The sequence below is a fragment of the Frankia sp. AgB32 genome, from assembly GCF_023243045.1.
GTDB lineage: Bacteria > Actinomycetota > Actinomycetes > Frankiales > Frankiaceae > Frankia.
In genome coordinates, this window is the sequence record NZ_JALKFX010000030.1 from 25,748 (window position 1) to 49,182 (window position 23,435).

General features: G+C 72.9%; 20 protein-coding genes. 10 read left to right on the forward strand and 10 right to left on the reverse strand.

The genetic code is table 11. The features are described 5' to 3' along the window. Positions 1 to 16: 16 nt before the first annotated feature. Positions 17 to 1,186 (reverse strand): hypothetical protein, encoded by a 1,170-nt coding sequence (locus MXD60_RS11850; RefSeq protein ID WP_248819082.1) that lies wholly within the window; start codon positions 1,184 to 1,186, stop codon positions 17 to 19. Positions 1,187 to 1,834: 648 nt separating this feature from the next. On the opposite strand from MXD60_RS11850, the gene MXD60_RS11855 reads away from it, so the two are divergent. Next, positions 1,835 to 2,437, forward strand: coding sequence for a histidine phosphatase family protein (locus MXD60_RS11855; protein WP_248819083.1), 603 nt, complete (start codon positions 1,835 to 1,837; stop codon positions 2,435 to 2,437). A gap of 67 nt (positions 2,438 to 2,504) precedes the next feature. Here MXD60_RS11855 and MXD60_RS11860 read toward each other — a convergent pair whose 3' ends face one another. Then, positions 2,505 to 3,776 (reverse strand): SfnB family sulfur acquisition oxidoreductase, encoded by a 1,272-nt coding sequence (locus MXD60_RS11860; RefSeq protein WP_248819084.1) that lies wholly within the window; start codon positions 3,774 to 3,776, stop codon positions 2,505 to 2,507. A 234-nt stretch (positions 3,777 to 4,010) separates the two neighbouring features. Beyond that, on the reverse strand, positions 4,011 to 4,709 hold the full coding sequence (locus MXD60_RS11865; RefSeq protein WP_518467795.1) for a M24 family metallopeptidase: 699 nt from the start codon (positions 4,707 to 4,709) through the stop codon (positions 4,011 to 4,013). Between the two features lie 147 nt (positions 4,710 to 4,856). On the opposite strand from MXD60_RS11865, the gene MXD60_RS11870 reads away from it, so the two are divergent. Beyond that, complete coding sequence (locus MXD60_RS11870; RefSeq protein WP_248819086.1) at positions 4,857 to 5,966, forward strand: RNA polymerase subunit sigma-70; 1,110 nt, start codon at positions 4,857 to 4,859, stop codon at positions 5,964 to 5,966. Here MXD60_RS11870 and MXD60_RS11875 read toward each other — a convergent pair. The 5 genes from MXD60_RS11875 to MXD60_RS11895 all read right to left on the reverse strand — a co-directional run bounded on the left by MXD60_RS11875 (position 5,929) and on the right by MXD60_RS11895 (position 10,690). Continuing rightward, positions 5,929 to 7,806, reverse strand: coding sequence for an MFS transporter (locus MXD60_RS11875; protein WP_248819087.1), 1,878 nt, complete (start codon positions 7,804 to 7,806; stop codon positions 5,929 to 5,931). The two genes, MXD60_RS11870 and MXD60_RS11875, sit on opposite strands and share 38 nt — an antisense overlap. Beyond that, positions 7,806 to 8,246 carry a MarR family winged helix-turn-helix transcriptional regulator gene (locus MXD60_RS11880; protein ID WP_248819088.1) on the reverse strand — a complete coding sequence of 147 codons (441 nt, stop codon included), beginning with the start codon at positions 8,244 to 8,246 and terminating at the stop codon, positions 7,806 to 7,808. Before MXD60_RS11880 ends, MXD60_RS11875 begins: the two co-directional genes overlap by 1 nt. Before the next feature lie 43 nt (positions 8,247 to 8,289). Then, positions 8,290 to 9,306, reverse strand: coding sequence for a phosphotransferase family protein (locus MXD60_RS11885; RefSeq protein WP_248819089.1), 1,017 nt, complete (start codon positions 9,304 to 9,306; stop codon positions 8,290 to 8,292). Between the two features lie 116 nt (positions 9,307 to 9,422). Then, complete coding sequence (locus tag MXD60_RS11890; RefSeq protein ID WP_248819090.1) at positions 9,423 to 9,593, reverse strand: antitoxin; 171 nt, start codon at positions 9,591 to 9,593, stop codon at positions 9,423 to 9,425. 896 nt (positions 9,594 to 10,489) lie between these two features. Then, the gene (locus MXD60_RS11895; protein WP_248819091.1) at positions 10,490 to 10,690 is read right to left on the reverse strand and encodes a type 1 glutamine amidotransferase family protein; all 201 of its coding nucleotides are present in this window, start codon (positions 10,688 to 10,690) and stop codon (positions 10,490 to 10,492) included. A 394-nt stretch (positions 10,691 to 11,084) separates the two neighbouring features. Here MXD60_RS11895 and MXD60_RS11900 point away from each other — a divergent pair, with 394 nt between their 5' ends. The 3 genes from MXD60_RS11900 to MXD60_RS11910 all read left to right on the forward strand — a co-directional run bounded on the left by MXD60_RS11900 (position 11,085) and on the right by MXD60_RS11910 (position 14,077). Continuing rightward, positions 11,085 to 12,170, forward strand: coding sequence for an aromatic ring-hydroxylating oxygenase subunit alpha (locus tag MXD60_RS11900; RefSeq protein WP_248819092.1), 1,086 nt, complete (start codon positions 11,085 to 11,087; stop codon positions 12,168 to 12,170). A gap of 192 nt (positions 12,171 to 12,362) precedes the next feature. After that, on the forward strand, positions 12,363 to 13,523 hold the full coding sequence (locus MXD60_RS11905; RefSeq protein ID WP_248819093.1) for an isopenicillin N synthase family dioxygenase: 1,161 nt from the start codon (positions 12,363 to 12,365) through the stop codon (positions 13,521 to 13,523). 239 nt (positions 13,524 to 13,762) lie between these two features. Further along, positions 13,763 to 14,077 (forward strand): hypothetical protein, encoded by a 315-nt coding sequence (locus MXD60_RS11910; protein WP_248819094.1) that lies wholly within the window; start codon positions 13,763 to 13,765, stop codon positions 14,075 to 14,077. Between the two features lie 204 nt (positions 14,078 to 14,281). On the opposite strand, the gene MXD60_RS11915 is transcribed toward MXD60_RS11910, so the two are convergent. Then, the gene (locus MXD60_RS11915; RefSeq protein ID WP_248819095.1) at positions 14,282 to 14,695 is read right to left on the reverse strand and encodes a response regulator; all 414 of its coding nucleotides are present in this window, start codon (positions 14,693 to 14,695) and stop codon (positions 14,282 to 14,284) included. 274 nt (positions 14,696 to 14,969) lie between these two features. Here MXD60_RS11915 and MXD60_RS11920 point away from each other — a divergent pair, with 274 nt between their 5' ends. From MXD60_RS11920 to MXD60_RS11935, 4 genes are all read left to right on the forward strand, one after another. Continuing rightward, positions 14,970 to 15,818 carry an alpha/beta hydrolase-fold protein gene (locus MXD60_RS11920; protein WP_248819096.1) on the forward strand — a complete coding sequence of 283 codons (849 nt, stop codon included), beginning with the start codon at positions 14,970 to 14,972 and terminating at the stop codon, positions 15,816 to 15,818. Positions 15,819 to 16,107: 289 nt separating this feature from the next. After that, positions 16,108 to 16,386 carry a hypothetical protein gene (locus MXD60_RS11925; RefSeq protein ID WP_248819097.1) on the forward strand — a complete coding sequence of 93 codons (279 nt, stop codon included), beginning with the start codon at positions 16,108 to 16,110 and terminating at the stop codon, positions 16,384 to 16,386. A 39-nt stretch (positions 16,387 to 16,425) separates the two neighbouring features. Next, the gene (locus MXD60_RS11930; RefSeq protein WP_248819098.1) at positions 16,426 to 17,415 is read left to right on the forward strand and encodes a hypothetical protein; all 990 of its coding nucleotides are present in this window, start codon (positions 16,426 to 16,428) and stop codon (positions 17,413 to 17,415) included. Further along, complete coding sequence (locus MXD60_RS11935; RefSeq protein ID WP_248819099.1) at positions 17,408 to 20,671, forward strand: FtsK/SpoIIIE domain-containing protein; 3,264 nt, start codon at positions 17,408 to 17,410, stop codon at positions 20,669 to 20,671. Before MXD60_RS11930 ends, MXD60_RS11935 begins: the two co-directional genes overlap by 8 nt. A gap of 100 nt (positions 20,672 to 20,771) precedes the next feature. Here the strand turns inward: MXD60_RS11935 and MXD60_RS11940 are convergent, their stop codons facing one another. Next, a complete protein-coding gene (locus tag MXD60_RS11940) occupies positions 20,772 to 21,677 on the reverse strand; it encodes a P1 family peptidase (protein WP_248819100.1) in 906 nt (301 codons plus the stop codon). Between the two features lie 287 nt (positions 21,678 to 21,964). On the opposite strand from MXD60_RS11940, the gene MXD60_RS29370 reads away from it, so the two are divergent. Next, a complete protein-coding gene (locus MXD60_RS29370; RefSeq protein ID WP_248819101.1) occupies positions 21,965 to 23,299 on the forward strand; it encodes an outer membrane protein assembly factor BamB family protein in 1,335 nt (444 codons plus the stop codon). Positions 23,300 to 23,435: the final 136 nt, after the last annotated feature.

Here is a 23,435-nt window from a genome sequence, read left to right on the forward strand (position 1 = left end):
GTGACGCGCACACGGGTTACTCCGCGGCCCCTTGCGCATCATCCGCAGCTGTCACGACAGAAATGATGTGAAGCTCGCCGGCCCTGTTCCCGACACGGGCGGTGACGACCTCGCCGACCGCCGGCGGACGCACCGGGTCACCCAGCCAGAACGCCGGCCGGAGCACTCCGTCCGCTTCGAGGTATCCCCGCGACCCCGCGAGCGAGCTGTGCACCCGGTACTGCTGCCAGGCCGGTATCGGGTCGCCGCCAGCGGAACCGTCGGCGATAGTGCTGTCAGCGGGCATCGCGTCGAGAGCCTCCGTATCGACCGGCACGGTGTCGGGGGCCACGGCACCGACCGTTCCGGCGCCAGCAGGCATGCTGCCGATCTGCGTGCCGCCGGCGGAGGTGCTGCCGGTGAGCACGACCGCGGAGGTGACGTCGTCGCTGGCGCCGCCCTCGTCGTCCTCGTCGTCCTCGCGCACTCCCTGGCTGGGACCAAGCAGGCGACGGACATGGCCCCTGAACCGGACAGCCCGACCCTCGACGTCATCCGGTCGCAGCGAGATCTCCGTGTCGTCGTCCGACACGCGGCGGCGATAGAACAGGTACAGGAGCACAGGAACAACGACGATGACGAGCACGAGGCCCAGTGGCCACAGCAGGTCGGCCACTCCGTTGCCGGCGGAGCCGTTCCTGTCGGTGTCCGTCCGACCCGCGCCATCAGCGGTCGGCGACGATCCGTCAGCCGGCCGACCCGATGCCGACGAGGGTGAGCTACCCGGGGTGGCTGGCGTGCGTGCGGGTGCCAGCGGCGGCAGTCCCATCCCGGCGAGTTCCTCGGTCGCGCCCGCGTCCACCTGGGGATCATCCTTGACGAGACGATCCAGCGACCTCCGGCAGACCTCGTCGCACCACTTCCTGGCGGCAGGTCTCCTGGCCACGTCCGACTTGATCTGCCTGATTGTGTCGGCTGCCTGCTGCTGGGTCGAAGGCGACGCGATCCGGTGGCTGGCGAGCGAGAACATCAGGGCCGACGCCTCACCGCCGCCGGCACCGTCATCCAGGACGACGGTGAGGCGATCGCCGTTTCGGTCCCCGAGCCGCGAGAAATCGTTCCAGTCAAACTTCGACGCAAAGGAAATCGGCGCGGCGAAACGGACTGCAAACCTGCCCTGCGCGAGGCCGTCCAGGATGGCCTTCACCTGCGGTTCGCCAAGTTCAGGCGCGACGGCAGGCAGCTCGAGAGTCGGGATGGGAGCGCTCTCGGCCGGTGCCGCGAGCGCGGGCGCACCGAAAAACAGGAAGGCGAGGGCGCATAGCAGGGCTACATGAAGACCATGGCGCGACGCCGTTCGCCCAGGCCAGCCAACCACAACATGGTGGGCCAAGATGTACCGTCTCTCCCCCCGGAGCGGCCACGATTCGCGCAGATCGTACCAGGAAGACCCTCAACCGGCGTCCAACGGGCACCGGAACCGCCGTATGCACCCGAAGTTGAGTGGAGGTGAAACTTATGAATCTACCTTTTGTTCCAATTTGACGGCTCGCCACCCACGTCCGAACGTGGCGGCGGAGTACGTCCGATGTCGTACAGAGCGGGGAGGCCGGGATCTCCCCGCTGGTCCTCCCACGTCCCGCACTGCGCAGCCGCCGGACACTGCTGGCACTGGGACGGTTCCGGCGACCCGGACGACGACGAAACCGCCGGGCGCGCCTCGCGCCCGGTACCGCCGGCCGATCACCGTACGGCGTCGGCGAGCCCGACTGGCCCCGTCCGGACAAGGCCCGGCGTTGACAGCGCCGGTCGGGATTGATTCCCTCAGCGCGTGACCACGCGGCGGAGCGTCCGGTTGGCCATCGTCAGTGTCGCGCCGACGCCCGCGCTGCGGGCCGCGCGCTTCGCCGACGACGAGGGCCTTGACGCCGACGGGCTGCGCCGCGCCGCCTCCGCGTCCCGGGCGCTGGCGGCGGGCGCCCTGCCGCGACGGGCCCGGGTGCTCGTCGACGGCTCCATGCGGGCGCGGCAGACCGCGCGTGCGCTCGGTCTCGGCGCGCTGGCCGGCGAGGCGGGCGTCCAGGTCGACCCGGCGCTGCGCGACCTCGACGTCGGCGCCTGGCGGGGCCGCGACCTCGCCGAGCTTTCCCTCGACGAGCTGCGCCGCTGGCACGAGGAGCCCGACATGGTGCCCCCTGGCGGCGAGTCCCGGATCGACCTGTGCGCCCGGGTCGAGGCCTGGCTCGGCGAGATCGGCGAGGCGGAGCACGTCATCGCGGTCAGCCACCCGGCGGTCGTGCGCGCCGTGCTGCTCCACGCCCTGGGCTGCCCGCAGGAGGTCTTCTGGCGCATCGACGTCGCCCCGCTCACCGCGACCCTGCTGCATCGCCCGGCCGCCGGCGGCAACCCGGGGTCGCCCACCCACTGGACACTCACCCACGCCTGCCGACCGCTGTAGCGCTGTTCCTCGCGCAAGGTGTCTCGCCGTAGGCAGGACGAGAAGTGCCTCGGACCTGTAGGCGTGCTCAGAGCTGGCCGTGGCGGGGCGGGAGTGTGTCGGTGAGCAGCCAGCGGCCGATGTGCTGGACCTTCCAGCGGCTCGGGTCGTGCAGGGTGTGGGTGCGTCCGTCGCGCCAGTAGCGGTTGAGGTTGACGGCGCCGGCGGCGCTGCGGGTACCGCCGAGTTCGAACAGGTCAGACGCGGCCCGCACCACCGCTCTCGCGCCCGCGACCTTCGCGACGGCGGTGGCGATCGAGGCGCGGGCGGTGCTGTCCTCGGTGGGGTCGAGTTCGGCCGCGTCGATGGCCGCCGCCGCCTCGCGCAGCAGCGCCTCCGCGGCCCGGACGTCGATCTCCAGTTCGCCGGCCTGCTGGATGAGCAGCGGGTCGTCGGCGGCCCGGTCGACGCCGGCCTCGAACCACGGCCGCGCCTTCGTGACCGCCTCGACGGCGGCGTCGAGCGCGCCGCGGGCGATCCCGGTGTCCAGCGCCGCGTGCAGGACCTGGGCACGGGCGCCGTAGGTGGTCGGGCTGTCGAAGATCGAGGTGAAGGCGACGATCTGGTCGGCGTCGACGGCCACGTCGTCGAGGTGGACGGTGCCGCTGGCGGTGGTGCGCTGACCCATGCCGTCCCAGTCGTCGTCGACGGTGACCCCGGGGGTGTCGCGGCGGATGTAGGCCAACGCCTTGCCGCGCGCACCATCGGGGCCGGGCGGCTCGTCGGCGAGGACGGCACGCACAACCAGCCAGTGCGCGAACAACGCGCCGGTGGCGTAGTACTTCTCGCCACGCAGCACGTACCCGCCGTCCGGCCGGCGGCACAGGGTCGTGGCGTCCTCGGCGATGGTCCGGCCACCGCGCTCGGTCTGCGCGTTGGCGAAGCGCCGGCCGGCGAGGGCCTCGGCGAAGAAGCGGCGCTGCTGGTTCTCGTCGCCCTGGCGGCGCAGCGCGTCGAGGAAGACGAAGTGGCTGTGCGGGATCTGGGCGAGACTCGCGTCGGCAGTGGCCAGCACCCGGAAGACCTCGGTGAGGGTCGCGACCGACACATCGGCCCCACCGAGCCGTGCCGGGACGGTGACGCCGAGCAACCCGGAGGCGGACAGCTGCTCGACCTGCTCGAACGGCAGAACCCGGCCCGCGTCCCGCGCGGCGGCGCCGACGGCGAACCGGGCCGCGAGCCCGCGGGCAGCCACGACCGCCTCTGCGTCGGAGCGCGGCACCGGCACCGGCGCCGGCACCGGCGGCTGGTCGGCGGGGACGGTCGCGGTTGTCCCGGCGGCGGACGGGTGATCGGACACGGCAACATCTCCCAGGTCGGCGTTCGTGCCGGCCGACGCGAACGGAAACAGGTGGCGGGCCCGTCGACCAGATTCGGCCTGGCAATTCGAAGGGGACGGACACGCGTCGGTCATCATGACCGGCATGCGTCCGCCACGTCGACGTCCGCTGCCCGACATCGATCCGCCTCCGGACGGCCCGCCACGGACCACTGTGAGTGGCAGGCATGTCAGGCCGGCTCCCGCGGCCGTACCTCAGCCGAGGTCGAGGAGTTGCTCGTGGAAGCCGCCGAACCCGCGGCCGCGGTCGACGAGGTGGATCTCCAGGATCCAGTGACAGACGCGGCCGTCGTGGTCGAGGCGGCGCATCGGCTGGTCGCTGTCCGGGGCGACGTAGTACTCGATCTTGTTGCCGGGGATGCGGGCGTGTGGGAACTCGCCGACGAGATGGCCGGCGATCGGGCCGCCGAACGACCAGCCGGCCTGCTCGGCCAGGTGGCCGACGGCGGCGTACAGCTCGGCGCCGGTGATGTCGGGATGGGCCTCGAAGTGGCGCCGGCCAGCGTCGAAGATCCTGGGCAGGTCGGCGAGCAGGCGGTCTTTGACCGGGTCGTCGCCGAGGACGAGCGTGCGGCCGAAGTCGGCCTCCCAGCCCTCGAACACCGGGCCGAAGTCGGCGAAGACGATGTCGTCAGCGTCGATCACACGGTCGGGCGGGTTGTCGTCGTAGGGGTACAGGGTGTTCAGACCGGCGCGGACGATCCGCTTGTGCCAGTGCCGCTCGACGCCGAACATCTCGTGGGCCAGGTCACGGATGGCGTCGCTGACCTGCCGTTCCGTGCGGCCGGGAGCGACCAGCCCGCGGGCTTCCACCTCGTCGAACAGCGCCCGCGCCCGCGACTGCGCGGCGAGCAGGCGTTCCGCCCGTCTGGTCTCTGGCTCCACGCCGCCCATCGTAGGTGGCAGTCGAGTCGCCCCGACGCCAGCGCCCGTCGGCCCGGCAGGGGTCCCCGACCCGCTGTCCCCCACCGCCGCGCGAGCGGAAACAATGCGGGCGGACCTGAGCCGGCCGGGCCGGCGTGACGCGAGGAGGCCCAGCACATGGACACCGCGGATCCGGCCACCGCTCGCCCGGAACCCGACGAGGCAGCCCTCGTCGCCGCCGCCCGGGCGGGGGACGCCGACGCCTTCCGCCGGCTGGTGACGCCGCTGCAGCCGCGGCTGCGCGCGCACTGCTACCGGATGCTCGGCTCGCTGTTCGACGCCGAGGACGCGCTTCAGGACACCCTGCTCAAGGCGTGGCAGAACCTCGACGGTTTCGACGGCCGGGCGAAGATCAGCACCTGGCTGCACCGGATCGCGACGACCACGTGCCTGAACGCGATCCGCAGCCGGTCGCGGCGCGCGCTGCCGGTCGACACCGGGTTCCGGGCGGCCGGCCCGTCCGATGCCGCGACCGCGCCGGTCGCCGAGTCGGCGTGGCTCGAGCCCTTCCCGGACGCCGCCCTCGGGCTCACCGCGGAGCCGGACCCGCAGGAGTCCTACGAGCTGCGCGAAAGCGTCGAGCTGGCGCTGGTCGCGGCCTGGCAGCACCTGCCGGCGAACCAGCGGGCGGCGCTGATCCTCACCGACGTGCTCGGCTACCCGGCGCGCGACGCCGCGAGCCTGCTCGACACGAGCACCGGTGCGCTCAACAGCGCGCTGCAACGCGCCCGCGCCCTGGTCGCCGAGAAGGTGCCGGCGCAGTCGCAGCAGGCCACGCTGCGCCAGGTCGGCGACAGTGCGATCGACGCGGCCGTCGAACGGTTCCGCACCGCGATGGACGCCGCCGACGTCGACGCCGTCGTCCAGCAGCTACGCGAGGATGCGACGTGGTCGATGCCGCCGCAGCCGGCGTGGTTCGCCGGGCACGACGCGATCGCCGCGTTCCTCGTCGCCAACCCGTTCCAGTACTTCCGCTGGCGCAGCGTGGTGACCCGGGCGAACGGCCAGCCGGCGCTGGCCGCCTACTCGGTGCTGGCCACCGACCCGCCAGGCACCCCGTACCTGCCGCACGCGATCAACGTGCTCACCTTCGACGGCGACCGCATCGCCGAGGTCACGACCTTCCTCGACGTCACCCGCCGCGGCATCACCGGCCCCGGCTTCCGCCCCTTCACCGAGACCGGCCTGTTCACCCGCTTCGGTCTGCCCCCGTCCCTTCCGGCCTGACGGGCGCTCCGCCCTCGGTGCCGGTGGACGAGCCGGCGGCGGTGGACACGTCAGCGCTGGTCGTCGAGCCAGCGGCGGTGAACGGATCGGCCGCGGAGAGCGGGCTGGCGGCGTGGGCCTGGGCGGGGACGGCGGAGCGGCCGGGAGCCGCGGGGGTGGCGCCACGCAGCAGGGAGGACAGGCCGGCGAGCAGGCCGAGGCCGGCGGCGACGCCGAAGACGATCAGCAGGCCGTGGTGGAACGGGCCGGCGAGCAGTCGCGGGAAGAAGCCGTGGCCGCTGACGGTGGCCCGGTGGGCGGCGGGCACCGCGGCCAGGCCGCCGTCGGGGGCCAGCAGGTGTTCGACCGGGTTCACGCCGAGCACGGTGGCGAACAGCGAGGAGACGGGCGGCAGCGAGCTCGCGTGCCGGGCGACGGTCGCCGACACGCCCTGGGCGCGCAGGCCGTCGAACAGGGCGTCCGGCAGGGTCGCGGCCAGGCCGGCGATCATCAGGGAGAAGAACACGCCGATGGACAGGGCGGTGCCGGAGTTCTGGAACGTCGCGCGCATGCCGGAGGCGACGCCACGCTGCTCGGCCGGCACCGCCCCCATGATCGCTGAGGAGTTCGGCGCGGCGAACATCCCGGCGCCGATCCCGTTGGCCGCGATGAGCAGCGCGAACATCCAGTAGGAGAACATGACGGGCAGCACCATCAGGCCGACGAAGCTCGCCGAGAAGACCGCCATTCCGGTGGTGGCGATGCCGCGGGCGCCGAAGCGGTCGGACAGGTAGCCGGACACCGGCCCGGCGAGCAGGACCCCGGCGGTCAGCGGCAGCAGGTAGATGCCGGCCCACAGCGGGGTGTCGTCGTAGTCGTAGCCGTGCAGCGGCAGCCAGATCCCCTGCAACCACATGATCATCATGAACTGCAGGCCGCCGCGGGCGACGGAGACCGCGAGGCCCGCGAGGTTGCCGGCGGTGAACGCGCGCGAGCGGAACAGGCCGAGGGAGAACATCGGCTCCGGATGGCGTCGCTCGACGCCGACGAACGCGACGAGCAGCACCACTCCCCCGATCAGCAGCCCGATGACCCTCGGGTTCGTCCAGCCCATGGCGTGCCCCTGGTAGGGCTGCAGGCCTTCGGTGACGGCGGTCAGCACCGCGGCGAGACCGATCGCGAACGTGACGTTGCCCCACCAGTCGACGCGCGGCCGCGGCCGGCGCCGGGGGGCCGAGGTCTCGCGCAGCCGCCGGTACGCCCACAGCGTCCCGAACACGCCGACGGGCACGTTCACCCAGAACACCGCCCGCCAGTCCAGGACAGCGAGCAGGCCACCGGCGACGAGTCCGACGAACTGGCCGGCGAGCGCGGCGACCTGGTTCACCCCGAGGGCGAAGCCGCGCCGCTCGGCGGGGAACGCGTCGGTGAGGATCGCGGCGGAGTTCGCCGTGAGCATCGACCCGCCGACCGCCTGCAGCACCCGCCAGCCGATCAGCCACAGCGCGCCGTGCCCGCCGTCGAACGGGTCGAAGGACAGCAGGACGGACGCGGCGGTGAACACCGCGAACCCCAGGTTGTAGATCCTGACGCGGCCGAAGATGTCCCCGAACCGGCCGAGCGCGACGACCAGCACCGCCTGCACCAGCCGGTAGCCCATGATCATCCACAGCAGGTAGCCGACGTTGCCGGGCGCCAGCGGGTCGAGGTGGATGCCGCGGAAGATCGGTGGCATCGCGATGAGGACGATCGACCCGTCCAGGGCGGACATGAACACCGCCGCGGTGGTGTTCGCCAGCACAACCCGCCGGTAACCGGCCTCGCCGGGCCCGCGCTCCACCGCCTGGTCGGCCGGCGGCATCAGATGCGCTCCGCGAGGCGGGCGAGCAACGGGACCGCGGCGGCGAGCTGGTCGAGCTCGGCCGGGGTGAAGCCGGCGTCGAGCGCGCCGGCGATCAGCTCGGTACGCGCGTCGCGGCGGCTGTTCAGGGCCGCGATGCCGGCCTCGGTCGGCGAGAGGATCACCTGCCGACCATCGCCCGGATCGCGGCGGCGCTCGACGAGGCCGCGGGATTCCAGGGCCGCGAGGGTGACACCCATCGCCTGCGGGCTGATCTGCTCGACGCGGGCGAGCGCCGCCGAGGTGGCCGGGCCGCCGCGGTCGAGCCGGGCCAGCGCCGCCGACTCGGGGATCGTCAGCCCACCCGCCGACGTGGACTGGCGCAGCCGGCGCACCAGCATCCCCACGCTGAGGCGCAGCGCGGCGGCGAGCTGCCGGACGTCAGGTTCTTCGGAGGACATCTCGTCAGCCTAGATTGATAAACCTAGGCTGACAACATGGTGATCACGGCCGAGAGCGGCGGGTCTCCTCGAGGACGCGGATGAGCAACGCGGCGGCGTAGCGGTCGATCGGCGGCACCTGCTCCGCCGGCAGCAGGCCGCGCTCGACGATGAGCCGGGTCACCCGGGCGGCGAGCAGCGTGTGGCGCGCCGAGGCGAACAGCAGGTAGGCGTCCATGTCCGCCAGCGGCCGCCCGAGCAGGTCGGCGTAGCGCGCCTCGGTGGCGGCGCGCCCGGGCAGCCCCGCCAGGCGGGCGATCCCCACACCCTCGCTGAGATGGCGGTCGAGGTGCAGGTACCAGGCGAGATCCGTCTCCGGCTGGCCGAGGGACATCATCTCCCAGTCGAGCACCGCCGTGACCCGCTCGCCGGCAGCGAAGATCAGGTTGCCGAGCCGCGCGTCGCCCCAGAGCAGCCGCGGCGGGTGCCGCTCGGCCGGCGGATGCGCGCGCAGCCAGGCGAAGGCCGCGCCGACGGTCTCGGCGGTGTTGTCGGCCGGGGCGAAGAAGTCCAGGTGCCGCTCGTAGGCGGCGAGCTGCTGGGCCAGGCCGGTCGGGCCGTACTCCGGCTGGCCGGCGAACGTGACGCCGAGCGCGGCCGGGTCCAGCCGGTGCACCCGCGCCATCGCGGCAAGCCCGGAGTCCCACACCCGGGCCTGGCCGGCAGGGTCGAGCTCCGCCGGGAAGCCGCCCAGATGGTAGGGCGGGATGTCGGGGGGCACCTGCCCGTCGACCAGTCCGAGGACGACGAACGGAACTCCGAGCACCGCCGGGTCCAGCTCGTAGCCGTACACCGGCGCGACGCCGACCCGGCCGTCGCGGGCAAGGATCTCCATCAGCCGGCACTCGTCGGCGAACCGGTCCCACGGGTAGAGCCGGTAACGCTGCGGCGCGAAGCGCACCACCAGCGGCCGGGACACCCGCTGCCCGTCCGCGCCGATCCGAACCGCCGGCAGCCGCACGAGCTCCGCCGAGAGCCCCTGCCCGCGGGGCGTGCTCGGCTCCCCGAGCTCCCAGCGCACGGCGTCACCGGCCGCCGGCCGCTCGCCGCCCGCCCACCCGGGACCGGGTGGACGCCGCGCGAGCCAGGCCGCCAGCCGGCTACGCAGGCGCCGCGGGTCGGCCGGAGCAGATGAGGTCAGGTGCGGTCCTGGATCTCCCGGACCGCTCTGTCGATGTGCTCGCTGTGCTTGTTGCCGGTGCGGTCGTCGATCACGTCGCCGAGTTTCTCGGCTGCGGCGTCGATCTTGTCGTCGTGTTTCTCCGCCAGGTCACCGAGCTTGTCGAACGCACCCTTGAAGTCCACCATCGAACGCTCCCTCCGTCGCGGTGCCCCGCCCGCCGGCCGTCGCCCGCAGGCGATCGACGTCCCGCACGGAGGTCGGCACCGTCACCAGCGCTACCGGCACACACGATACCGATCCCCCGACATCGTTCGGCCGCATAGCGACAGGTCGGCGCCTTGTGCCGCCCAGGCCGGGAAAGGCCGCGCGACCGTGACCGTCAGGTGTCCGTGCCGGGCCGCGCGCCTGGCAACGGCGCTTCCTGTCTCGTACACAGCCCTCGGCGCCCGATTCGTCCTGTGAAGGAGACAGCGACCCGCTCAGCCACGCACGTCGGGCCGGCGGCGCAGCAGGAGCAGGGTGGCAGTTCCAGCGGCGGCCGACGTCCGCGCCGTACGAGCCGAAGAACGTCCGGCAACGGCGAACCAGGGCCGGCCAACAAGGCGCCGAGCCTGGGCTCCAACGCGTCACCCAAACCGTGCATCCGCATGAGAACATCACGGTAGTGGCTTACCGAAAGGTCAGGGTCGGTGAGTTCCAGTGCCTTTTCCAGGCGGAGGTGGGCACTGGCCGTGCGCTGCCGAAGCACCATCATCACGCCGGCGAACGCCGCCGCGGGCGCGCCGCCATCCAGGTTTACGCCGTGCACCCCATTACCCATCGCATCGATATTGCCGCGCTACGTGGATACCCGTACAGCCCGCCGGCCCGGGAAGTCGGCATACCGGGGGTGGGCGCTCTCCGACATGCTCGTGGAATCAGCGCACATCCCGCGGGGGATGGATTCGGCCGGGCGGCCGCGGCGCGCGGGTGGGACCGGCCTGGCGCTCAGCGCGGCTCGTCGGCGCTGGCGCGGGCGGCCTCGGTGTCGCCGCGGGCAGGGCGTCGAAGGCGCCCGGGTCTGCCGCGTCGGCCGTCTCGTCTACGTCGAAGTGGTCGCCGCGGTCGAGGTGGTGAAACGCCTGGAGTGGAACGCCTGGACCTGTCCGGGCCGGGTGGACACGGGCACCGGCTCGCCACCGGCGTCACGCACCGCGGCCCAGGGCTCGGTGAGCTCGACCTGTCCGGCGCCGTCGGGCGCGACCAGGAACGCGACACGGGTGCCCGCGAGATCACTCGCCACCTGACTGCACTCCTCTGACCTGCTTCGGCTGTGCTGGACACCCCCGGCCCTGCCCCGCATCGGCTCGGTTACCCGGATCCCTCCCCACACCCAGAACGTCACCCTGGGCAGTTACATGAACACGCATCACGGATGATCCCGGCCGGCGTGGGCGGCAGACGGCACGCAATGCAACACATCCCTCCCTGTCAGAATGAGGACTTATCCCGGAGCGACGGTCACCGAAGGGCGCCACATACCATTTCGTACCGACCGGGACATGGGATCGTGCGTCGCCACCACCGACGGCGCACCGGCCATGTCCGCCGTTCCAGGGAGGCATCCGATCGACCGCTACGAGCTCATCGACCTGACTCGACGGGCACTCAAAATCGCAACGGACCGGACCACGGACATGACTGCGTCGGAGCGCCGTCAGCCCGCCGCCGCATATACCGACCGCGATCGATTCGACCGCGAACGGGAACTCGTCCGGCGCGCTCCGCAACTGGTCGGTTATCGTTCCGAGCTGCCGACGCCGGGCACCTTCTGCACAAAGACCGTGATGGACGTTCCGGTACTGCTCACCCGTGCCGCGGACGGCCAGGTACGTGCTTTCCAGAACGTGTGCGCGCACCGGCAGGCGCCGGTCGCCCAGGGCTGCGGCGAGGCCGAGCGGTTCGTCTGCCCGTTCCACGCGTGGGTCTACAACAACGAGGGCCAGTACGTCGGCGGCCCCGGCCAGGACGGCTTCCCGCAGACGCTGAGGCCCGGTGTCGGCCTCACCGAGCTGCCCGCCGCCGAGCATTCCGGCTTCCTCTGGGTCGGCCTGGACCCGGCCGCCGGCCCGCTGGACATCGCCGATCACCTCGGTGATCTCGGTCCGGAGCTGGAGTCCTGGAACATCGGGAACTGGGCGCCGATCGGCGAGAAGGTGCTCGACACCCAGATCAACTGGAAGTTCGCGCTGGACACGTTCGCGGAGAACTACCATTTCGCGTCCGTCCACAAGGACACGTTCGGTCTGATCGCCCGCAGCAACTGCGCGCTGTTCGACTCGTTCGGGCCGCACCACCGGTTGGTTTTTCCGCTCCGACACATCACGGATATCGCGGAGCAACCAGAGGACTCGTGGGAGCCGCTGCACAACCTCGCGGTGATCTACGCGCTCTACCCGAACATCGTGCTGTCGGCCACCGTGGCCAATGGCGAGGTATTCCGGGTCTACCCGGGCCGTGAGCCGGGCCACTCGGTGACCTACCATCAGAACGCCACACCGATGGACCTCAGCGACGAGGCCACCAGAAAGGGCGCCGGCGAGATCTTCGAATACGCCCACGCCACCGTCCGTGACGAGGACTATCGCCTCGCGGCGGAGATCCAGCGTGCCATGGCCTCCGGCGCCCGCGCCGAACTGGTCTTCGGGCGCAACGAGCCGGGCCTGCACCACCGGCACCTCGCTTTCGACGCGGCCCTCGGCGACCCGCTGCTGCACGACTGATTCACGTCATGCGATCCGAGCCGCGCCCGCGCGGGCGGACCCTCAGAGCCCGCCCGCGCCACGGCTCCCGCCGGCGTCGAGACGCCGGACCGGCCCTCGGACCGGCCCCCGGGCCGGCGTGACCTCGCGGAAACCGGAGTCCTCTACGGTTCTGGTCGGCCGAGATGCCGACGCGAGCCGAGGTGACGACCGATGACCGACGACGCGACGACCGTCAGCGCGAGGGCCGGCAACGCGACGGCCGGCAACGCGAGGGCCAGCGAGGACGCGACGACCACCAGGCCCGCGGCGTTCGGGTCGGCGGGCGGCGGGCTCGTGCCGGTCGTCGACGTCTCGGCGTGGACCGGACCGGACGGCGCGGGACGGGCGGACGAGCGGCGGGCGGTGGCTCGCCGTCTCGACGAGGTGTGCGCCGCGGTCGGCTTCACCCAGATCGTCGGGCACGGTGTGCCGGACGATCTGATCGCCGACATGCTCGCCGTCACCACGGAGTTCTTCGACCGTCCCGTCGAGGAGAAGCTGGCGTTGCGGCCGTCGTCGCCGGAGGTCAACCGCGGGTACGCGCCGTACGGCAGTGAGGCGCTCGCCTACAGTCTTGGCGCCGAGCAGTCGCTGCCGGACCTGTTCGAGGCGTTCAACATCGGTGTCGACACCTGGCCGGCGGGTGAGGCGTACTACGAGCGCGAGGCGCACCGGATGTTCGCGCCGAACCTGTGGCCGGCGGAGCCGGCGCGGATGCGGTCGGTGTGGGTGACGTACTTCGACGCGCTCAGCCGGCTCGCCGCCCGGCTCATGGCCGCGTTCGCCTGCGCGCTCGACCTGCCGGCGGACTACTTCGCCGACCGCACCGGCCGGGCGCCGAACGTCATGCGCGCCAACCGCTACCTGCGCCAGCCCGGCTCACCCGACCCGGCGCCCGGCCAGCTGCGGATGGGCGCCCACACCGACTACGGGGCGTGCACGATCCTGCTCGCTGACGACGTGCCCGGCCTGGAAATCCTCGGTCCGGACGGGGCGTGGTACCCGGTGCGGCCGGTGCCGGGCGCGTTCATCGTCAACATCGGGGATCTGCTGGCCCGTTGGACGAACGACCGGTGGCGCTCGACACTGCACCGGGTCGTCCCGCCGCCGCCGGCGCGGCGCGGCCCGGCGTTGCGCCGCTCGATCGCGTTCTTCCGCGAGGGCAACCACGACGCGATCGTCGAGTGCCTGCCCACGTGCGTGTCCGCGGCGAACCCGGCCCGCTACCCGGCCGAGACCGTCGCCGCGCACCTGATGGCGAAACTCCTCGGCCCCCGCACGCTCACCACGTCGACCGCCACGTCGACGACCACCGGCCGCGCCGGCGCCTGACCGGCCGCTGCCGCCCGGCGGACGGCGCCCTCGGTGGCACGTTCCCTCTACCTCTCCTCGGGCGTCCCGCCGCCCGCCCGGCGGCCGCCCGGCGGCCACGGCGCCGCCGTGATCGGGCAGCCCCGCGAGCTCGACCTGCGGCCGGCCGCCCGGGCCGTGCCGGCAGGGACCAGCGGGCCCGCCGGGGGCGACGTTGGGCCTCGCCCGCCCGCCCCGATCCGGGCGTAGCCTCCGTGGTCATGGCATCGCTACCTACCGCGCCCGTCGTCGCCGCAAGCCTCATCGGCGGGTACTCCGCCGCTCGTCTGAGCGGGCGCCGCGAGCTGGCCGGTGTCGTCCTGGCTGTCGGCGGGACCGTCTGCGGGCGGTCCTGGCTGCGCAGCCGTGGCCCGGTGCTGACCGGCGTGCTGCTCGGCACCTACACCGCGGCGTTCGGCGTGGCCCACCCCCTCGCGAAGAAGCTCGGCGCCTGGCCGTCGGTGTTCACCGTCAGCGCGGCCGCCGCGGCCGCCACCTACGTCCTCGCCGACCGCCCCACCGACCGCCGGACCTGACCCGACCATCCGTTCACGGCCGGCTACGCGGCCTCCACCGTCCTCAGGCCACGCCGCCCGCGACGCGCGGTCGCGGCCATCAGCCCCGTCGCGCCGCCCCGCCGTGTGCGGGGCGGCGCTCGCCGTCTGGACGCTCGGTTGTACCGGTGCTCGGTGTTGCCCGTGCTCGGTGTTGCCGGTGCTCGGTGACGCCGATGCGGGCGCTCAGACCGTGCCAACAGTGGCGGTCACGGCGCGCAGCAGGTCGGCGAGGCGTTCCCACGCGGCGCGGGCCGCGGCGGCGTTCTGCTCGTTGGGCGGCGCCGAGGCGAGCAGCTGCACCGTCTTGACCGCCGCGTACAGGTACAGGGGGCGGCCGCGCCAGACGGTGAGCAGCGGATAGGTCTCGGCCAGCGCGCGGTGCACGACCCGCCGCAGCGGGATGTCCGGGCTGCGCTGCCCGATGTCCATGCGGTGCAGGATCGTCACGGCCGCGTCGATCTCGTCCATGTCCGGCATCCAGACACCGATCGTCAGCGCCGCAATGGCCTCCTCGTACGCGTCCAGGGCGGCCACCACCGGATACCCGCCGCCGTGGTGCACGGGCGGCGGAGCCCAGTCGTCGTCATCGTCGGTCACTCGACCACCGTCCCTCACCGGAACCACTCTGGGACGAACAGTGGCCAGACCCATATCGTTTGATGAATTTATTTCGCTAGACGTCGATCAGACGAACAAAAAAGCGCGCACATCGGATTATCGCCGAAGACCGGCCATGCTTCCTTCGGCGGCCCGCGCCAGCCCGGCGCGGGGTGGGGGTACCGCCGCGGGGAAGCCCCACCCCCGGTGGCACCAGCCGGCGGCCGCAGGCCCCCCGATCGGGTGGACGGCGTCGGCTGGGAACATCGCCGCCATGGGACCGAGCCGGCGGACACTGCTGCTCGCCGGGCTGACCGCTGGCTGCGCCGTCGGCGGCAGCCCCGCCACCCCCGCCCCCGGCCCGAGCGCCGGCACCCACGAAGCGCTGACCGCCGCCGCGGCGGCAACCGGGCCCGCGACGGTCACCACCACGACGTTCCGCAGCGCCGCGCGCCGCCGCCAGGTGGCGATGTCGGTCGTCACCCCGGCGGGTGGCGGGCGGGGGCTGCCCGTCTGTCTGGTGCTGCACGGGCGTGGTGACGATGCCCGCGGCGCGGTCGGTCTGCTCGGGCTCGACGGCCTGCTCCCGGCGGCGATCCGCGCGGGCACGGCGCCGTTCGTTCTCGTCACCCTGGACGGCGGCACGACCTACTGGCACCGGCGCTCCTCCGGCGACGACCCGGAGACGATGATTCTCGGTGAGGTCCTTCCCCGGTTGGCCGCCGCCGGCCTGCGCACCGGCCGGTTCGCGGTGCTGGGCTGGTCGATGGGGGGCTACGGCGCGCTGCTGCTCGCCCGCCGTCATCCCGAGCTGGTGGTCGCCGCCGCCGCGAGCAGCCCGGCGATGTGGCACACCTACGGCGCCAGCGCCCCCGGCGCCTTCGACTCGGCCGCCGACTTCGCCGCGCACGAGGTGCTCGGCACCCCGCCCGCGCCCGGCGTCGCCTACCGCATCGACTGCGGCGCCGCCGACCCCTTCGCCGCGGTCTCCCGCCAGGCCGTCGCACAGCTGCACCCGAGCGAGTACAGCCTCGGTACGGGCGGCCACACCCCCGCCTACTGGCGTTCGGTCGCCCCCGCCCAGCTCGCCTTCCTCGGCACCGCCCTGGCCCGCGCGGTCTGATGTCCCGCCGCCCGCGGTCGCGCGGCGCCGGACGGACGGTCCCGCGGCGTCGCGCGGCGATTCCACCGGTCCGCTGTCCGACGGTGGACGAGGAAAGCCGACTTTGCCGGAAACCCCGCGCGGTCCTTCCCCAGTTGCGAGCATGGCCGGGTACGACAGCGGGCGCCGGGGCGATCACCGTCAGTCCGATTCACCAGCGCGGCCTTCGGGGGAAGCCGGCGGGCGTGAACGTTCCACGGAGCCGGGTGTCGTGTGTTGTCCGACCTGTCCACCTCGATGTGGAGGCCCCGTGTCCACGATCATCAACACCGATCCGAAAGACCTGGAGGAGTTCGCCAACCTCGTCGTGGGTTTCGGCGAGACGGTGACCGAACAACTCCGGGGCCTGCAGACGCGCTTCGATCAGCTGCACTGGCAGGACATCCAGAAGGAGAAGTTCCGGGACCTGGTCACGGAGCACGCGCAGCATCTTCACTCGCTGCTTGAGGCCGTCGTCCAGGTGGCGCCCGAACTGCGCGGCAAGAGCGCGAAGCTGCACGAGTACCTCGACGGCGGGCCCGGCCTCTAGGCGGCCGACCGGTAGCGAGACGGCGTCGAAGGACGCGCCATGGTGGTCGTCGTCGATCCCACCGTGCTCACGGCGCACCTGGGTCTGCTGGTGAGCACCGCGGCCCAGCTCGGTTCCGCGGCCCTGGAGATCACCGGCTGCCTCACCGAGACGGCCGGGCGGGCGGACCGCAACCTGGCCAGCCACCGGGCGAGGCTGGACGCGGCGACCCGTGCCCGTCACCTCGCCGAGACGGAGGTCGAACGCGCGCAGCGTGAGATCGAGGCCGCCCAGCGCTCCGTCGCCGAGGCGCAGGCCGCGCTGGACCGAGCCCGCTCGCAGACCTGGCGGGATGCCGACGGAACCGAGCACCACCCTGACACGAGCGCCGAGCAGGCGGCGGTGTCGCGGGCGCGGGAGCGGGTCACCGTCGCCCGCCGCGCGCTCGCCCGGGTGCAGGCGGAACTGGAGAAGGCGATCGCCGCCGTGCTGGGCGCCGAGCGCGGCACCCGGGCCGCCGGCGCCCTGTGCGGCCGCGTCGGCGAACAGGTGGCGAACGCCGCCGCCGTCGCCGAGTGGATCAGCATGTTCCAGCAGCTCGCGACCGATGCGTCGTTCCTGCTCACCATCAAGACCGACCTGTTGGACCAGTATCTCGGCGACCTGCCCGCGCAGGCGTCCATCGCCCGGGCCGCCGCCCCCGCGGCGGCGCTCGCCGTCGCGCTGTCCGGCCTCGGCGGCGGCCTCGTCGGGCCGTTGGGTCTCGCGACGCAGCTCGGCCTCAGCGCCAGCGGGGTCACCGGAGTCGCCGGAGTCGCCGCGAGCCTGATCGACCTGAGCTCGGCGTTCGGCGGCGGCCTCGGCCTTCTCGCCGAGCACTGGGCCGACGACGTCGGCCACCGCTACCGCAACGCGTTCGCCGAGCCGCTCGCCGAGCGGCTGCGCGGCATCGCCCACGCCGCCGATGACGTCAGCACGGCCGTCGGCGGGATCACTCGCGACCTCGAAGGTTCCGAACGAGACAGCACCCGGAGGACCGAGGATGGATGAGCCAGCCCCCCTCATCGACCGCCTGGACAGACTGCGCGGCCAGATCGACGCCGCCCAACGGGAGGCGACGCGGGCCACCGAGACGGCGGACGCGCGCCTCACCGCGCAGCGCACGAAGATCAGTGCGGCCCGTTCCGCCGAGCAGCGGGACAACGCCCGCTGGCGCGACGCGAACGTCCGCCCGCTGGTCGCCCAGGCGCACGAGGCCCTCGGCTCGCGCGTTCACCTGTGGGAACGGGCCGAACAGCAGCGGCACGCGCCGCGACGACCGCCCGCGTCGATGGACACCCTCGACCTGCCCGACACCCTCGACCTGTTGGCGGAGGCCGCGAACAAGCTGGGCTCGATCTGGCGCAGCAGGCGCTACTGGGTCGCCATGGCGGTGGCCGCCGTCCGGCGCGCCGACCAGCTCATCGCCGACAGCGACGCGCAGGCCGAACGGCAGGCGCGGCTCGCCGGCCAGCAGGCGGTCGACGATCACCATCAGGCCATCACCGCCGCACGGCGGCGCTGGCAGGCCCAGTTCGCCCGGCTGCGCGCGGAGCTCGCGGCCACCGTCGCCGAGCTGGACGAGATCGACCGGCCCGCGGACACGGACTGGAGTGACTGGCGGACACCCGCGCGGCCACTCGGTGCCGTGCGCCTGGGCGACCACACCCGGCAGGGCTTCGCCGACGAGCCGATCGCGGTGCCGGCACTGTTCCGCTTCCCAGCGGCGACAAACCTGGTCATCCGGACCGTCCGGGACAACGCGGAGCACACCGACGCGATCCTCGGCGTGATCTGCCGGCTGCTCGCCGCGGTGCCGCCCGGGCAGCTGCGGCTGACCGTCATCGACCCGCGTTCGCTCGGCGGCAGCGTCCGCACCCTGGCCGGGCTCAACTCCGACGACGTGAAGCTGCTGGACAAGCCGCTCACCGAATCGATCGACATCGAGCGCAGGCTCGCCGCCCTGGTCGGACGGATCATGCGCGTGCACGGCGAGATGCTCGGCCCCAACGGGCTGGACACCCTGACCGAGTACAACGATCGGGTCGCCGCCCGCCCGGAGCCCTACCACCTGGTGGTGCTGTTCGACTTCCCCAGCGGCTTCACCACCGCGGACAGCCGCATCCGCGTCGATCAGGTGATGTCCAACGGCCCGGCCTGCGGCGTCTACACCGTGCTCGCCATCAACGACGAGGACCCGGACCATCAGCACCACCTGGAGCTCACCGCCGACGGCCGGGTGCTGCCCGGGCCCGCCGCGTTCGGCCCGGCGAGCGCCGGAGCGTGGGGCCTGGAACTCGCCCGCCCCCGGGAAGGCCGGTGGGAGCGGTCGGCGGCGCTGCGCACCGTCGTGGAGCGGGTTGCCGACGCCGCCCGCGACGCGGGGTTGGTCGTCGTCTCGGTGGAACGGATGTTCGCGCTGCTGCCGGCGACGGCGCGGCCCGAGCACGGCGGCGTCCCGGGCGCCACCACGGCGATCAGCCCGCAGGAGCCGGCCACCTGGTGGCAGGGCGACGCCGGCGGCCTGCTCGTCGCGCCGCTGGGCCTCTACGGCCTCGACGACGTGCAGGCACTACGGCTCGGCGAGGACACCTGGCAGCATGCCCTGATCGCCGGTACGACCGGGTCCGGCAAGTCGACGCTGCTGCACACGCTCATCATCTCCGCCGCGACCGTCTACTCCCCCGACGAGCTGGAGCTCTACCTGATCGATCTCAAGGGCGGCGTCGAGTTCTCCGAGTACGCGGTGCGCCGCCTCCCGCACGCCCGGGTGGTGTCCATGCACAGCGAGCGCGAGTTCGGCCTGGAGACCATGCAGGGCCTGCTCGCCGAGTCCCGCCGCCGCGAGCTGCTGTTCGCCCAGCACGGGGTGCAGGACCTCGCCGACTACCGCCGGGCGTGGGATGCCGCGCCGGCCGACGATCCGCTGCGGGCCGAGCCGCGCTTCGCCCGCGCACTACTGATCATCGACGAGTACCACGTGCTGTTCGAGGGCGACGACCACATCGCCCGGGCGGCGCGGGCCTGCCTGAGCTCCCTGGTTCGCCAGGGCCGGGCGTTCGGCATCGGCACGCTGATGGCCTCGCAGACCCCGAGCAGCCCCGTCCAGCTCGGTGAGGGCGTCCCGAGCCAGATGGCGGTGCGGATCGCGCTGCGCTGCCCGGAGAACATCAGCCGGCGCATCCTGGCCGAGAACAATGTCGCCGCGAGCCTGCTCACCGCCCGCGGCGAGGCGATCTACAACCCGGAGTACGGCCAGGTCGGCCGGGACACGACGTTCCAGGTCGCCTTCCAGGACCGGCTGGCGCGGGCGGACGCGCTGGATCGGATGAGCCGGCTCGCGCACGCCCGGGGATTCACCCGCGAGCCCATGGTGTACGACGGCCACCGGCCGGGCGATCTCACCCGCGACGGGGTCTTCGAGGCCCACGCGGGCGCGGAGTACCGCCGGGCCGGGCGCGGGCCGACCGATCCGGTCCGGGTCTGGCTGGGCGAGCCGATGGGCCTGACGGCTCCCGTGTCGGTGGCGTTCTCCGCGAGCCCCCGCCGAAGCCTGCTGGCGATCGGCGACGACGAGGCGAACGTGGGCGTGCTCGTCGCGGTCGTCACCGCCCTCGCCGCCGCCGGCCTCGGGCGCACAGCCGCGACCGCCGACGCCGTCACGGTGATCGACTTCACCGGCGCGGCCTCCCATTCCCGCTATCCGGGTGTGCAGGCCGAACTGGAGGTACTCCTGCCCGGTCTGCGCCGCATCGCGGTGCGCGACGCCGAGGAGCATCTGGTCGCGCTCGCCGACGAGGTGCGCCGGCGCCTGGCGGACGACGCCTTCCCGGCCGGCCGCGCGCAGGACGCCCGGTTCGTCCTGCTCAACGGTCTGCGTCCGGCCCAGGGTCTGGCGGACTCGCCGCGGTTCCGCCCGGCCGGACTCGGGATGGCGCTCGACGTGCTGCTGTCGCAGGGTTCGGAGGTCGGTGTCTTCGTCGTCGCGACGATGGATCCGAGCGCGGAGCGGCGCATCCACAGCGAATATCTCAACGAGTTCGGCCCGGTGCTCACCCGCTGGCAGCCGCACACCTACGACCATCGCATCCAGAGCCTGGTCGGGCGGCGGACCGACAGCCTGCGCGACGGTCAGGCGCTGCTGATCGACGAGGACACCGAGGCGCGCCTGCGGCCGTACCAGATTCCACGGCCCGGCTGGCTGACGGAACTCGCCGCGCGACTGCCCGCCGGGGACGCGCCGTCCACCGAGCTGCCCACGGTCTGACCCGGTCCGGTCTGACCCGGTCCGTACGGTCTGACCCGGTCCGTACGGTCTGACCCGGTCCGTACGGTCTGACCCGGTCCGTGTGGCCGGTCGGCCGGCGTCAGGGCGGCGCGTCGACCGAGCGGATGGCGTCGGTGACGGCGGCGAGGGCGAGCAGGCGGACGAGGTCGACGTCGGCCTCGACCTGCCCGGTCGCGGCGGCGACGAAGGCGTCGCCGTCCACCCGGGTGTGCGGCGGCATGATCGCCCGAGCCAGGCCGTCGTGGGCGCCCTGGGCGACGATCAGGCAGCCGGCCTTGTCCAGGCGGGCGTTGGTGACGACGACGCCGATGGTCGTGTCACCCCGGCCGCCCGCGAGGGCCAGCGGGCGCCATGCGCGCGCCGCCGCGTCGAGGTCGGCCAGGCCGTCGCCGTGGTCGATGTCGCCGTGGGCGTTCACGGCGCACAGCGCGGCGACGGCGAGCGTGCCGACCCGGCGGACCGCGTGGCCGAGCCCACCGGGCCGAAGCGGCGTGCGGCCACGCCACTTTCCCGTGCGCGCCCCCGTCCCGGCGCCGACGGCCCCGCGCAGCGCCGGCCGCTCGCCGCCGAACGTCTCGCCGGCGAACGTCTCGCCGGCGAAGGCGGCGGCGGCGGCGAGGTAGCCGGACTCGGCGGTCGGCCGCGCGTCGGGATCGCCGACCGCCAGGTCGAACAGGGCCAGCGCCGGGACGATCGGGACCGGCCCGGCGGCGGTGACCACCCCACGGCCGCGCTCGGCGAGATGGCGCATCACCCCGTCGGCGGCGGCCAGCCCGAACGCGGAACCGCCGGTGAGCAGCACGGCGTCGACAGCGGCGACCAGCATCCCCGGCGCGAGCACGTCGAGCTCCCGCGATGCCGGCGCCCCGCCGCGCACCTCCCCCGAGGCCACCGTCCCCGCCGGCAGCTCCACGACCGTGCAGCCGGTCAGCCCCACCGGATCGGTCCAGTGCCCGACCCGCACCCCGTCGACTCCGATCGTCACGGCTTCGCCACACCGACGATCTCGTCGACCTGAACGCTGGAATGGATCGGACCCAGAACGCTCCACCAGCTCACGTCGGCCTCCTGGCTCGCGGCGCCCGATATGCCGTCGAACGCCTGGCCGTCCCAGTCTCCTCAGGCCGGCCACCCAGAGCCACCCGTCCACGGCGCCAGCCGATCAGCCAATGTTGTCACCTCACGCAAACAGGACGTGATAATGTCATTAAGCGGCCATTTCGTAACTCTCTGAATAAAATCGGGGGAGAATAAAATGGGGGATCACGCCTGGTGCGTCATACCACTCGGCTGTTGACAGCGGCGACATCACTGCTGTTCCTGCTGGCTGCCTGCGGCAGCGGCTCCGGCCCGCTGATTCCCGATCTCCCCGCCACGAGCGCCAGCGCCGGGGGACCGGCGACGAAGACCCTGCCTCCGGCCCGGAACTACGACCCGCCGGTTCATTTCAGCCAGACGGGTGCGGTGCCGATGCCACCCGAGACCGGGCAGGGCCTCATCGGGCTCGACGGCAGTGCTCGGCGGCCCCTGCCGGTGGTGCTCGTCGGCACCCTCGCCTACATCGCCGCCACCGACCGTCTCCTGGCAGTAGACACTCGTACCGGCCAGCAGCTCGACTCGCCGATCACCCCACGGTCAGGACAGAGCGAGCCCTACCAGCCCTCCGGATTCGTCGGTGACAATCCCGCGCAGCGGCCCCTGTCCACGACGGTTGGCGGCCACCGGCGGCTCTATACCGCCTTCGTCGTCGACATGCCGGGCAGCGGCACGACACCAAAGCAGCCCGCTCTCGAGCTCGTCGGGGTCGAGGTGCCAGGCCTGCGTGCTGCCGCACGCGCGGTGGTGCCACTGGAGAAGTGGGTCAGCGAGCCGCCTTACGGGGTGGTGGCAGCGCCAGTGTTCAGCGACGAGCACACCGTCGTCGTCCGTGTCACCGACGACTCATCCGACGCCACGACTTACGCCATCGACGCGACCAGCGGAAAGGTCCTCTGGAAGCAGGACGACTTCGCCGCGCGTGCCGTCGTCGGCTCCACCGTCGTCGGCGAACTCCCGGGCGAGTCCTATCCGGCGAAGACCTCCGGACTGTCGCTTTCCGACGGCAGCATCCGCTGGACGAAATCCGACGAAGCCCGCTCGGTGACGATCCTTCCCGGTGGTCCCACGACTGTGGTCGCCTACGGCGAGACCGCGGGACGGGCGAACTTTCTCAATCTCATCGACCCGGCGACCGGTGCGGTCCTCGACAGCAGCAGCGGCGCCGTCTCCGACGTCACCTGCGAGTACGACGGCACGTCCGTGACCGTGTGTTCGCAGCCGGCCGTATACGGCGATGCGTGGGCCGCGGCCTTCGACGCCACCACACACGCGTGGCTGTGGAGCCTTCCGGACGACAAGGCGAACCGGGTGGCACCCACCGTCACCACCGTGTGGCACGGCGCAGTCTACGGATACACCAGGAGCGGACCGGTCATTCTCGACGCGCGAACAGGAGCGGACCGCGCCACCGCGCCAGGGACCGCTCCCTTTGTCGTCGATGGCGATGTCGGTATCGCGGACACCCCGGACACGTCCGGGGTCCTTGCCGCCTACCCCGCCGACGGCTGACGGTCCGCCGGGACGTACTGCGGATCCCGGAACATGGGCAGCCGTGCCTTTCGGTTGTGGCAAGGGGTGCTGAACGCCTTCCGGGGGCATCGCACGGTGGACGGGGACGGCCGGTGCCGCAGGGGCACGGCGCCCG

What these genes read in the sequence shown, in the direction of transcription:
- MXD60_RS11865 (WP_518467795.1), bottom strand. Translation starts at nt 4,709, where the DNA reads ATGGGCGGCGTGGAGCCAGAGACCAGACGGGCGGAACGCCTGCTCGCC.
- MXD60_RS11870 (WP_248819086.1), top strand. Translation starts at nt 4,857, where the DNA reads ATGGACACCGCGGATCCGGCCACCGCTCGCCCGGAACCCGACGAGGCA.
- MXD60_RS11875 (WP_248819087.1), bottom strand. Translation starts at nt 7,806, where the DNA reads ATGCCGCCGGCCGACCAGGCGGTGGAGCGCGGGCCCGGCGAGGCCGGT.
- MXD60_RS11880 (WP_248819088.1), bottom strand. Translation starts at nt 8,246, where the DNA reads ATGTCCTCCGAAGAACCTGACGTCCGGCAGCTCGCCGCCGCGCTGCGC.
- MXD60_RS11890 (WP_248819090.1), bottom strand. Translation starts at nt 9,593, where the DNA reads ATGGTGGACTTCAAGGGTGCGTTCGACAAGCTCGGTGACCTGGCGGAG.
- MXD60_RS11900 (WP_248819092.1), top strand. Translation starts at nt 11,085, where the DNA reads ATGACTGCGTCGGAGCGCCGTCAGCCCGCCGCCGCATATACCGACCGC.
- MXD60_RS11905 (WP_248819093.1), top strand. Translation starts at nt 12,363, where the DNA reads ATGACCGACGACGCGACGACCGTCAGCGCGAGGGCCGGCAACGCGACG.
- MXD60_RS11910 (WP_248819094.1), top strand. Translation starts at nt 13,763, where the DNA reads ATGGCATCGCTACCTACCGCGCCCGTCGTCGCCGCAAGCCTCATCGGC.
- MXD60_RS11920 (WP_248819096.1), top strand. Translation starts at nt 14,970, where the DNA reads ATGGGACCGAGCCGGCGGACACTGCTGCTCGCCGGGCTGACCGCTGGC.
- MXD60_RS11930 (WP_248819098.1), top strand. Translation starts at nt 16,426, where the DNA reads ATGGTGGTCGTCGTCGATCCCACCGTGCTCACGGCGCACCTGGGTCTG.
- MXD60_RS11935 (WP_248819099.1), top strand. Translation starts at nt 17,408, where the DNA reads ATGGATGAGCCAGCCCCCCTCATCGACCGCCTGGACAGACTGCGCGGC.